Source organism: Moorena sp. SIO3H5 (assembly GCF_010692395.1).
Lineage (GTDB): Bacteria > Cyanobacteriota > Cyanobacteriia > Cyanobacteriales > Coleofasciculaceae > Moorena.
The window spans coordinates 1-10,740 of sequence record NZ_JAAHHS010000271.1 but is presented as its reverse complement, the minus strand read 5'-3'; the positions used below and the strand labels follow the sequence as shown (position 1 = coordinate 10,740).

Here is a 10,740-nt window from a genome sequence, read left to right as displayed (position 1 = left end):
TGGCTCCCCTAACACACCCTACGCAACTCAACACTCAACACTCAACGCAATTGTTCTATCTGCTCTTTTAACTGCTCAGTTTTATCCAATAAATCAGCTTGGGTCATCGTTTCTTGTTCCCCAGAGGCTAGCCATTTCAAATTCACGGTGTTGCTCTGAGCTTCAGCATCTCCGATCACTAAACAAGCCACCGCACCACTGCGGTCAGCTCGCTTAAACTGTTTACCAAAAGCACTTCCACTCAAGTCCAGTTCTACAGCCAACCCAGCTTTGCGCAGTTGCTGAGCCAGTTTCAATCCTTGAGCTTGAGCTACTTCACCTCTTGATACTAAATAAAAATCTAGCGCTAGGGTTTGTGATGCTTGCAGTTGTTGCAGCAAAATCACCAAACGCTCTAAACCAATCGCCCAACCAACAGCTGGAGTTTTATTTCCCCCCAATTCATCGACTAATCCGTCATAGCGACCACCACCACAAACTGTTGCTTGAGCGCCTAAGTCATCAGAGATAATTTCAAAGGCAGTGTGGGTGTAGTAATCCAAGCCCCGCACCAAGCGAGGATTGAGCTGGTAACTAATCCCTAAATCCTTTAACAACTGCTTGACCTGATCAAAATGACTTTGGGACTCTGAACTGAGGTAGTCTAAAATACTGGGAGCATCCTGAGCAATCTCTTGAGTACGTTTGTCTTTACTATCTAAAATCCTGAGGGGATTGCGAGTTAAACGGTCTTGAGAATCTTCGTCCAACTCATCTTTGTAAGGAGTGAGGTAATCTACCAGAGCCTGTCGATACTGTTGACGGTCTTCGGTACTACCAACAGAATTAAGGTCAAGTTTCAGGTTAACTAGACCCAAGGTATTGAGGATATCTTTTGCGATCGCAATTACTTCTGCATCTGCCCTAGGATCACGAGAACCAATTACCTCTACCCCCAATTGATGAAACTGTCGCTGTCGTCCAGCTTGGGGATTTTCATAGCGAAACATCGGACCAGTATACCAGAGGCGTTGTACCCCACCAGCAGCATAGAGGCTATTTTGAATATAAGCTCGCACTACTCCCGCTGTCCCTTCTGGACGTAGTGTCACGGAACGAGGAGGGGTTGCCCGGTCGTTGAAGGTATACATTTCCTTCCCTACCACATCGGTAGCTTCCCCAATTCCCCGTTCAAACAGTTCAGTGCGCTCAAAAATGGGAGGACGAATTTCTCGATAAGCCGCTCTATTGAGAATCTGTTGTGCGATCGCTTCTACTTGCTGCCAATATCCAACTTCGTCTGGCAGGATATCCCGTGTTCCTCGTAAAGCCTGGATTAAACCCATTAACGTTTTGCTTCCCCATCATGTGAGCTGCGGTTCACCATCGGAAGTGTCTTCTTCCCAGGCACCATAGCGATTTTGATAATAGGACAAAATTTGCTTGACCCGTTCTCTTTCTACTTTATCAGTAGTCTCGCCATACTCAATCCACAATCCACCAACCTGACTCTGATTGTAATCAAACTGCTGGGATGTTTGGGGTAGTAAATCAGCGTTTACCCCTGTCACTTGCCGTAAATGGGCAGCTACCTCTCGATAAACTGCCAAGGGTAAACCAGGACAACTAATTTGATAACGCAATAGTTTACACTGCTCCATGAGCCTAGGGTACCTTGTATTAGGGATTAAGTAGCAGAACCATTAACCCAATTCCTAACACCTTTAGCTATCAGCTATCAGCTATCAGCTATCAGCTATCAGCTATCAGCTATCAGCTATCAACTATCAGCCAAAGGTCTGTGGCAACGCTACGGCAACAGTTTATGTCCATAGCGTACGCTACTAATACTTTTTCATAAAATCAGCACAATTAGTAGCGTCAGCCAAGGCCAAAGGCTTTTGAGCCACGGTACGGGAATGGCTGACGGCTGAAGGCTGATAGCTGTTGGCGTAGCCTGCGCGTAGCGCATATGCTTACCTAACACCTAACACCTAATACCTAACACCTAACACCATGCCTTGAGGTTACCTCAAGAAGCTGATCCTGAGTTTTCGCCAACTCGTCTAGACACTTCAACACCGTTTTCTTCCAGAATCACCACTGGATCTAAGCCTCTATAAATTTCAATTCGCTTTACTAGCACTTGTCCGCCTAATATAAACTGTCCAACTTGAACGCTACGACTAGGCTCATTAGGGACATCTAGGATAGCGTAATAGACACCCCTACCATTATCAACTACCCCTGTGACACTGACATTATTGGCCAGTTCTGGTTCTGGTAGGATTGGCAGTTGCAGATCAAATTCAGGAGGGATAGGGGGGATACCATCCTCGGCAACAGAGCTATTGTCTGGTTTTGAATCAGGTTTAGCTTTGCCCGTCTCTGTAGATGGAGTGTTCTGGGGCCTTGGCAAAACATTTCCTCTTGATGAGCCAGGAGACTTTCTAGCGATTGAGGAGCTTGAAGGGCTGGAGGGTCTGCTAGCTCTTGAGGGGCTAGAGGGTCTGCTAGCTCTTGAGGGGCTAGAGGGTCTGCTAGCTCTTGAGGGGCTGGAGGGTCTGCTAGCTCTTGAGGGGCTGGAGGTTCTGCTAGCTCTTGAAGGGCTGGTTGGTGTTACCGCTACACTACCTCCTGTCCCAGGACCCGGACGCACAGCCGGTCTTGGTGGTGCAGGAGTCAGAGGCTGTACCCTCGTAGGGGAACTACTTGGTCTACCAGCATTAGGCAAAATCTCCACCTCTGGTTGCACTGAAATTGCCGCAAACGGGTCAAGACGCCCCTTATCTATCCGATTTCTTACTTCATTGCTTGGCAAGGTTGTGATCAACGGTGGTATTGGTATTACCTTTTCCTGCTGCGGTGTTTCCGGGAATTTAGGAGCAAATTCAGCTACAGGAGGAGAAGGTTTTGTGATATCCGGGGAAGCTACCGGAGTAGGTTTAGGGGTAGTCTGCTCCCCTTGATCTGCATTTTTACCCGGTTGACACCCTCCTATAAGCAGAGCCAGCACACTCACCCATACGATGCATGATACTTTACCCATGACCACCTAAAAATAACGCTTTATCCGAGCATACCCTTGAAGTTATCGATCTGTGGCACCAACTTCTTTGAAGAAAGGATTTTTTTGGCAAACTTCCATAACTGGAAACTCTCAGCAAAAAGCTGTGGGCATGCTATGGGTAATAACACCCAATTCAAGAAGCCCAAACCGCGTTTCAGCTATCACTTAGCTCTCAAGTCCAGTTACTTTGCCAGCTGTATATAATTTTCTATAATTTTATAGTATTATGCTTCAATAAATAATAGTGTGAAAATTAATCTTAATCTTGTGTCGGTTTCATTAACTTTTGCAACGCTTCCAAGCCTTTTTTAACGCGGCGGGATACCGTTACTACACTGATGTCTAAGCGTTGTGCTACCTCTTTTTGAGTCAAGTCATGTAAAAAAACAAATTCCAGCACTTCACGAGTGCGCTTTTCCAAATGAGCTAGGGCTTGTTGAATGCGGATTTGGTCTTCCTGTGCCAGCTGAAAACTGCGATAGCGAGGATCTGGGACTAACTCACCCAAGCTGGTGTTTCTGTCCTCTGAATCTCCCACTGGTGTATCTAAGCTCAGAGGTTCCCGATTTTGATGAGCTAGGGTAATTTCTTGCCATTCTTCTAGGGAAATGTTTAATGCTGCTGCTATTTCTTGTTCTGTCGGTTGCCGATTTAACGTTGCTCGTAAATTTCGAGTAATTTCCACAGACTTTTGCCGTAGTGCTAGCCAGCGTCGAGGAATGCGAATTGAATAACCCCGATCTCGTAAATAGTGCTGAATTTCACCACGAATGTAGGGGATAGCGAAGGAACTAAATGCTATGCCCTTGGTGGAATCAAATCGTTCTATGGCACCAATTAAGCCAATACAGCCAACCTGAAGTAAATCTTCGTAGCTTTCATGACACTGCTTGACCCAATGATGAGCTTCTCTCCTGACTAGTCCTAAATTGAGAGCAACTAGCTGATTGCGAAGTTCAGCTGAAGGAGATTGCTGGTACTTTTGTAATAATGTTAAGCTTTGATACTTAAGATTATGATTAAGGTTAGTCGCCATAACAAAGTTTAAGGTGGTAGATTAAAAGTAGATCACAAGTAGATATCAATCGGCTATCAGACCCCTAACTCATCCCAATTCTCCTGGATGGCTGCAACAAATTTTTTATCCCTTTTGCACTTTGGGTCAGGTTTAATTGGTAATGGTTGTCGGATTCCCGATTGATTATTTCCCGGATCCAATCCCCGGACGATATTATGTTGCATCCCTTTTAGAGAAAGGAAATCAGTTTTATTGGCGTCGGTTTATGCTGCAGTGCGTGTTTGATAAAATAGGTGACGAGCATTAATCGAGTTTATTAATGTCCAAAGGCACCGTCATGATAAGCGCGTGTTATTGCTTTAATTGTAGATTTACCATTAAGTTTCTTAAAACAGTAATTTCACTCGAATCCGAAATTAGAAACGATGAAAGTTTATTAATAATACATACAGGATATCGAAAACGCCACATTCCGATCAAAAAAGGGGCATACGCCCCTTAGCAATTAATGTTTTTGCCAATTTTCCATTCTGGGAGTCAGTGGCTTCCAAGACTCAAACCAACGTCAGCTATGCTTGTTTTGGTTGAATGCGACCGTAAAATATCCCCTGAACTTTCACTTCTTCTGGCTCATCAGCACCTAAGTCAGTATCTGAAGGTTGTTCACTTATGAATGTACCAGCAATTTCGCCACTCTCGCTATCTACTTGAGCTATTCGCAGCTCAATAGTGCCTTCGCCCACATCTGCGCTCTTAACATTGGCAAACTCTTGGCTATCCGCTTGAGATGGCAGAGCAACCGAATTATCATAACCACTAGCCAAACCTCGACCTTTGGGATCTAGGAAAACAGCACCCCGATAAGAGGGGACGTAGAAATCGCCAACAAAATCGGTGGAAGCATTGATACTTTCCAAACCAGGCTCAGTTGTGGCAATCAATTTTTTAATGGTGAACAGGAATGGGACTTGCTCACCTCCAGGCAACTGAATAGTGATGGGTTGGAAATCTATACCATCCTCTTCCAAAAACTTCAGACTACCATCTTCTTGAAAAACTAAGTCTCCTCGTACTTGAACTAGGCTAGAGGTATAACGGGTCAATAATTTACCGGGAAGATATTCTGCCTCTTTGCGCTTAGTTCCTTCTTCCTTGACAAAGAAGGTGGTTGGTTGTAAGCAGATATCGACAATCTGATAGGACTCTTCTGGGTCTAGAGGAATAGCACCCCGAGTCATTTCTGACAGCTGTGGACAGTTATTCGCTAAACCAGTGTTTCTAATCTGGTCATAGGTAAGTCCTTCGATACTTTCCAAGCTGGCTACATCTGGAGAACAGGAAGCTGTAAAGACCCCCAGACATAACGCCAGGAAGGCACAAATCAAAGCACGATACTTCATAGTCAATCTCAATCGTCAATAATCAGATCTAAAAATGTATGTTAGGTTGGTTCTGGAATTGGGTTGCTGGTGCAATAGGAGTTAAACAGCTGCTGCCCTCTAGGCATTGACCAGTATTATCCGCAATTCACACCACACCCATGTTATAAGTCGGGCTACACACAAACTATCGGGAAGCTTGTTATTTGGTTGAACTACTGCCATTTGGGCATAGGGCATGCAAAAATGGCACCGATTCCGTGAGCCTCAGCTGTTCTTTAGAGCATTGTACACGGGAAGAGCCGCCTTTACTGCGACAGTTATTTGATGGAATGGATCGAGATAAAAATTTGGATTCAGAACAATTAGACCGTAAATTACTAGAGATTACGGCTGATATTCGTTCTTTGGCCAACAATTACCAAGGCGATAACATCGCTCTGTTGGCTATACTCAGGGCTTTAGAGGAAGTCCATGGCGATATTCGAGACGAGTTATTTCAAGCCTCATTGCCGGATACTCGCCAGAAACTATATGATTTTCTAAAGGATATTGAAGAAAAAGGTGGTTGGCCCTACATTGAACGGATGAATCTAATCTCTGTACTTAATAAGCTGCCTGAGTCAGCCCGATCTAAGCAGGGTATGACCGACGACCACTAGAAAACTGTTGCCCTTGTCCGGGGAGGATTGATCTAGATGCACGAACATAGGAAAGACCCCGGAATAAGACGCTTGACATTACTATATCTCGCTTACATTTAGGAAAAACCTTCGTTTCTTGATGCAGTCGCTCATGGTTTTGGGTCTGTGTGCGGAACCTGCGTCCGCACCTTGTAAGCCCCGTGGAAACCCCCGCATGAAGGCGCTGCATCGCTGCTTAGCAACTTATCGGTGAAGCGTCAATGGACCCACCATTGAGGTTGGTCCAATACACCCACTGGACAATATCCCGAAAGAGTGACTTAAGTTAAGTAACTACTATCAGTACTACTAGATGACGACAAAATGGCGACACAAGCCAGATCAGGCTTTGGCGGGTCAGCAAGACACTAACTCTTTCCAATGCTAGGATTTTGCCGTCAGAGTATTAAAATTTAAGTAACTATATACTACTATGGCGATTGCCGCAGATTCAATTAAATTTGGTACAGACGGCTGGCGAGGTATCATTGCCGCCGATTTTACCTTCGAACGCTTGGCAATAGTTGCCCCTATTGCTGCTCAAGTTCTGGCAGATGCTTATGGGGAAACCACGGGTAGCCAAACGATTATAGTGGGTCATGACCGACGCTTCATGGCAGAAGACTTTGCCAAAAAAACCGCAGAAGTAGTTCAAGCTGCTGGTTTTGATGTCTTACTCTCTAACAGTTATGCTCCTACACCAGCCTTCAGTTGGGCAGCCAAGTCCCAAAATGCTTTGGGAGCTTTGGTAATTACTGCTAGTCATAATCCTGGCAATTACCTAGGCTTAAAAGTGAAAGGAGCGTTTGGTGGATCAGTTCCTCTAGAAATAACTAAACAGATTGAAGCCAAACTTTCTCAAGCACCAGCTACACCTAAGAAAGAGGGGAGTATAAAGACCTTTGACCCATGGTCAAGTTACTGTGATGCCTTAAGAGAAAAAGTTGATATTGCCCTGATTCAACAACTGATTAGTGAGGGTAAACTGACTGTCTTTGCCCATGTGATGAATGGTGCAGCAGCAGGAGGGTTGAACAAGATTCTTGGGGTACCCATTATCGAAATTAAGGCAGAACGGGATCCATTATTTGGTGGCAAATCCCCAGAACCTTTACCTGGTTATCTGTCTGAGCTATTTGAAGCGCTCCAGAATCACCATAGTAAACCGGGTGTTGAATTAGCGGTTGGTTTGGCATTTGATGGGGATAGCGATCGCATTGCAGCGGCTGATGCTCAGGGCAATTTCCTTAGCCCCCAAATCCTGATTCCCATCCTGATTGAACATCTAGCATCACGACGTAACTTTAGTGGTGAAGTGGTCAAAACCCTTAGTGGTTCTGACCTAATTCCTAGAGTGGCAGCACTTTATAATTTGCCAGTTTATGAGACTGCCATCGGTTACAAGTATATTGCTGACCGGATGTTATCCACTCCTGCCTTGCTAGGGGGTGAGGAATCCGGAGGCATTGGCTATGGCAATCATATTCCTGAGCGAGATGCTTTATTATCAGCACTGTATATATTAGAAGCGATCGCTAAATCTGGAAAAGACTTAAGTGAACTCTACAAGAGTCTGCAAGAGCAAACTGGCTATGCTTGTGCCTATGACCGGATCGATATACATCTATCGGGGATGGAAGTGCGATCGCGTATACAAGAACAATTACAAACTCAGCCTCTCCAAGAAATTAATGGTCAGGCAGTGGTGGATTGCCAAACCACCGATGGGTACAAATTCCGTTTAGCTAACGACAGCTGGTTGCTGATTCGTTTTAGTGGCACTGAACCCTTATTGCGACTTTACTGTGAAGCGGCTACCCTTGAACAAGTAACTCAAACCTTAAACTGGGCTAAAGAGTGGGCCAGTCAGTTTTAGACTTTAAATTTGGGATTAATGTTGGATTTTGGATTAGCTAGTTTTGCTTGGGTTATTGAAAATCTCGGCTTTGGTGAGTAAGATCGCAATCGGGCATTAAACGCTAGTTGAGCTGTATCGAACTGACTCTGATTGCTAGTTAACCTTTCATCAAACAATCTGAAATTGTTGCTTTGAGTAATCCAAAATCCCAACATCAAACCCCAAAATTGCTGCCAAAATTACTGGTTGTAGCCACAGGCAATCCTGGTAAGCTGCGGGAGATGCAGACATACCTAGATTCTTTGGACTGGGAATTGCAGTTAAAGCCACCAGAGCTAGAGATTGAAGAAACTGGGGATACATTTGCTGCCAATGCTTGTCTGAAGGCATCAGTAGTAGCCCAGGCAACTGGGAAATGGGCAATTGCTGATGATTCCGGTTTGCAAGTTGATGCCCTAGATGGTGCTCCAGGGATTTATTCTGCACGCTATGGCAAAACTGACCAAGAGCGAATTGAGCGGCTACTGGGGGAGCTAGGTTTGGAAGTGAATCGGCAAGCCCAGTTTGTTTGTGTCGTGGCGATTGCCCGTCCAGATGGTGCGATCGCTTTCCAAGCCGAAGGGATTTGTCGGGGAGAAATTTTGCCAGCTCCTCGGGGCACTGGTGGCTTTGGCTACGACCCAATTTTTTTTGTTCCAGAGCAGGGGTTGACCTTTGCTGAGATGGAGCCTGAGATGAAGCGATCCTGCTCTCATCGTGGCAAGGCTTTTGAATTACTACTACCTCAGTTGAAAAATTTATCTTAACTAGCGTGGCTAAAACCGTCAACTCTCTATCAAAACTTCCTGAAATTTAAGAACCCCCGTGCTTTAGCCGGGGTCAGAAGTTACCGCAAGAAGAGTGAAGCCTTTATAGGTGAGTGGGCTATGCAGATGCATGTTTAAGACTTTGTAGTAAGGCTTCACTCTTCTAAGGCGCGCGTCTCCGGGATGAAAAAGAGAGACTGGAAATATCGGCGTCGTGTCCTCTATTTGGCTTCTAACCCAACGTTCTATAAGCTCTCCGGCACTGGTGTTTGAGTCCTTCGCGGAAAGCTGCAACCACTTCCACACAGTATCTGTGAACATGATAGTGTGTGGTTTTTTGATCTCGTCATAGTAGACAGGAATTCCTCTCATTCTTTTTTGAGATTTAGATCTGTTTTTGTTTGACATTACTAGACCATACGTATACACTATTAGTTTGATAACAAAAGGGTCGAAGTTGTCAAATGTACAAGACTATCCCAATAAAAGCTAACTTTTCAAACGAAGAGAAAGTGTTCTGGGAGTTTCAGTGCCAGCAAGCTAACAGCCTGTTTAATTGCGCTGTTTACTATGCAAAACAAAAACACTACAAGTGGCTTGAGGAACAAAAAGCTTATACTACCTACTGGCGTGGAGATGAGCTAAGGGCAGGGTGGAAAACCTACAAATGTACGACTAAATACCCTGAAATAGACAAAGCTCTAAAAATGTCGCCCCACTATAAGGCGATGGCGGCTCAATCTGCACAGCAAACTTTAAAAACTGTAGGGGAAGCGATCTCTAGCTATAACAAACTAGTGGGTTTGTACTACCAAGGAAAAGTAGATAGACCTAGGTTCCCTCGCTATAGAAAGTCTGGAGGTTTTGCTGCGGTGACTTTCCCTCGGCAAGCCCTCATATACAAAGAAGGTTTGTTTCACCCCTCCGTTAGCAAGGAAAGCAAGCCTGAATTATTAGTTCAAATAGCATTATCTCCTCCAGATTTCATTGATCCTGATTGGGTGAAAGAGGTTACCGTTCGTCCTTACTACGGACAGCTATGGATAGATTGGGTTATTGATGATAGAAAGCAACCAGTAACTGATAATCCAAATCTTGATTACTCTAACGCGATTGGAATAGACCATGGTGGCGATAACTGGCTAACCTGCGTTTCGACCTTAGGAAAGAGCTTTATTATTGACGGTCGAAAGCTTAAGTCAATGAACCAAGGTTACTGTCGCCTTGTGGCTAAGTATAAGTCAGGAAAGTCGGAAAAGTACTGGGACTCCCATCTGGATAAAATTCAGTTGAAGCGGAATAATCAGATGCGGGACGCCATAAATAAAGCGGCTAGATTCCTCGTTAATCGTTGCCTAAATGATGGAATAGGTAATTTGGTTTTTGGTTGGAACGAAGGACAGAAAAGCCTTTCTAACATGGGAAAGAAAGGAAACCAACAGTTTGTCCCCATTCCTACTAAGCGACTAATTGAAAGGTTAAAGCAGCTTTGTCCTGAATATGGAATAAATCTGATTGTCACTGAAGAATCCTATACAAGCAAAGCGTCTTTCTTGGACGGTGATTCATTACCAAAACATGGTGCAAAACCCAGCGGATGGATCCCTTCAGGAAAAAGAGTTAGGCGTGGGTTGTACAGGACTGCCTCCGGAAAGTTAATTAACGCCGATTTGAACGGCGCTGCTAACATACTCCGTAAAGTAACCACACAGCCAATCGACCTGGCCAAGGTGGGTAGCGGGATTTTGACAGTTCCACATCGATATAATTTGTTCACTAACCTGTCTAAATTATATCGACATAAGGGTGAAGCGGTACGGGTTTACCCTACCGCGTAACATCCTTTGAGAATCCCCCGTGTTTTAACCGGGGGAGATGTCAAAAAAATCAACTGAGGCACGCTAACTCGGTAAACCGTGCCTCAGCTCCCTTGGTATATTGGTAAGA

General features: G+C 44.8%; 11 protein-coding genes. 5 read left to right on the top strand and 6 right to left on the bottom strand.

Annotated features, from left to right (window positions below):
- Positions 1–41: 41 nt before the first annotated feature.
- The 3 genes from hisS to F6K52_RS24640 all read right to left on the bottom strand — a co-directional run bounded on the left by hisS (position 42) and on the right by F6K52_RS24640 (position 2,398).
- Entirely contained in the window at positions 42–1,325 is a 1,284-nt protein-coding gene (hisS, locus tag F6K52_RS24650; protein ID WP_293084181.1) for a histidine--tRNA ligase, read from the bottom strand.
- Between the two features lie 18 nt (positions 1,326–1,343).
- A complete protein-coding gene (locus tag F6K52_RS24645; protein ID WP_293084178.1) occupies positions 1,344–1,640 on the bottom strand; it encodes a hypothetical protein in 297 nt (98 codons plus the stop codon).
- A gap of 371 nt (positions 1,641–2,011) precedes the next feature.
- A complete protein-coding gene (locus F6K52_RS24640) occupies positions 2,012–2,398 on the bottom strand; it encodes a hypothetical protein (protein ID WP_293084175.1) in 387 nt (128 codons plus the stop codon).
- Between F6K52_RS24640 and F6K52_RS24635 the strand changes: the two genes are divergently transcribed.
- Positions 2,379–2,948 carry a hypothetical protein gene (locus tag F6K52_RS24635; protein ID WP_293084172.1) on the top strand — a complete coding sequence of 190 codons (570 nt, stop codon included), beginning with the start codon at positions 2,379–2,381 and terminating at the stop codon, positions 2,946–2,948. The two genes, F6K52_RS24640 and F6K52_RS24635, sit on opposite strands and share 20 nt — an antisense overlap.
- Before the next feature lie 360 nt (positions 2,949–3,308).
- Here the strand turns inward: F6K52_RS24635 and F6K52_RS24630 are convergent, their stop codons facing one another.
- The 3 genes from F6K52_RS24630 to F6K52_RS24620 all read right to left on the bottom strand — a co-directional run bounded on the left by F6K52_RS24630 (position 3,309) and on the right by F6K52_RS24620 (position 5,467).
- Entirely contained in the window at positions 3,309–4,085 is a 777-nt protein-coding gene (locus F6K52_RS24630; protein WP_293084169.1) for an RNA polymerase sigma factor SigF, read from the bottom strand.
- A gap of 56 nt (positions 4,086–4,141) precedes the next feature.
- The gene (locus F6K52_RS24625) at positions 4,142–4,291 is read right to left on the bottom strand and encodes a hypothetical protein (protein ID WP_293084166.1); all 150 of its coding nucleotides are present in this window, start codon (positions 4,289–4,291) and stop codon (positions 4,142–4,144) included.
- A gap of 345 nt (positions 4,292–4,636) precedes the next feature.
- Positions 4,637–5,467: a photosystem II manganese-stabilizing polypeptide gene (locus F6K52_RS24620; RefSeq protein WP_293084163.1), complete on the bottom strand. Its 831-nt coding sequence runs from the start codon at positions 5,465–5,467 to the stop codon at positions 4,637–4,639.
- Between the two features lie 185 nt (positions 5,468–5,652).
- Between F6K52_RS24620 and F6K52_RS24615 the strand changes: the two genes are divergently transcribed.
- The 4 genes from F6K52_RS24615 (at position 5,653) to F6K52_RS24600 (ending at position 10,631) form a co-directional block, all read left to right on the top strand.
- A complete protein-coding gene (locus F6K52_RS24615; RefSeq protein ID WP_293084158.1) occupies positions 5,653–6,108 on the top strand; it encodes a hypothetical protein in 456 nt (151 codons plus the stop codon).
- Positions 6,109–6,562: 454 nt separating this feature from the next.
- Positions 6,563–8,005, top strand: a complete 1,443-nt coding sequence (locus F6K52_RS24610; RefSeq protein WP_293084155.1) for a phosphoglucomutase/phosphomannomutase family protein — start codon at positions 6,563–6,565, stop codon at positions 8,003–8,005.
- Positions 8,006–8,178: 173 nt separating this feature from the next.
- Positions 8,179–8,793, top strand: coding sequence for an RdgB/HAM1 family non-canonical purine NTP pyrophosphatase (rdgB, locus tag F6K52_RS24605; protein WP_293084152.1), 615 nt, complete (start codon positions 8,179–8,181; stop codon positions 8,791–8,793).
- 464 nt (positions 8,794–9,257) lie between these two features.
- A complete protein-coding gene (locus F6K52_RS24600) occupies positions 9,258–10,631 on the top strand; it encodes an RNA-guided endonuclease TnpB family protein (RefSeq protein ID WP_075896100.1) in 1,374 nt (457 codons plus the stop codon).
- Positions 10,632–10,740: the final 109 nt, after the last annotated feature.

Bases quoted from the DNA above. Each gene is read 5' to 3' on its own strand.
- hisS (WP_293084181.1), bottom strand. From the start codon at position 1,325: ATGGGTTTAATCCAGGCTTTACGAGGAACACGGGATATCCTGCCAGAC.
- F6K52_RS24645 (WP_293084178.1), bottom strand. From the start codon at position 1,640: ATGGAGCAGTGTAAACTATTGCGTTATCAAATTAGTTGTCCTGGTTTA.
- F6K52_RS24630 (WP_293084169.1), bottom strand. From the start codon at position 4,085: ATGGCGACTAACCTTAATCATAATCTTAAGTATCAAAGCTTAACATTA.
- F6K52_RS24625 (WP_293084166.1), bottom strand. From the start codon at position 4,291: ATGCAACATAATATCGTCCGGGGATTGGATCCGGGAAATAATCAATCG.
- F6K52_RS24620 (WP_293084163.1), bottom strand. From the start codon at position 5,467: ATGAAGTATCGTGCTTTGATTTGTGCCTTCCTGGCGTTATGTCTGGGG.
- F6K52_RS24610 (WP_293084155.1), top strand. From the start codon at position 6,563: ATGGCGATTGCCGCAGATTCAATTAAATTTGGTACAGACGGCTGGCGA.
- F6K52_RS24600 (WP_075896100.1), top strand. From the start codon at position 9,258: ATGTACAAGACTATCCCAATAAAAGCTAACTTTTCAAACGAAGAGAAA.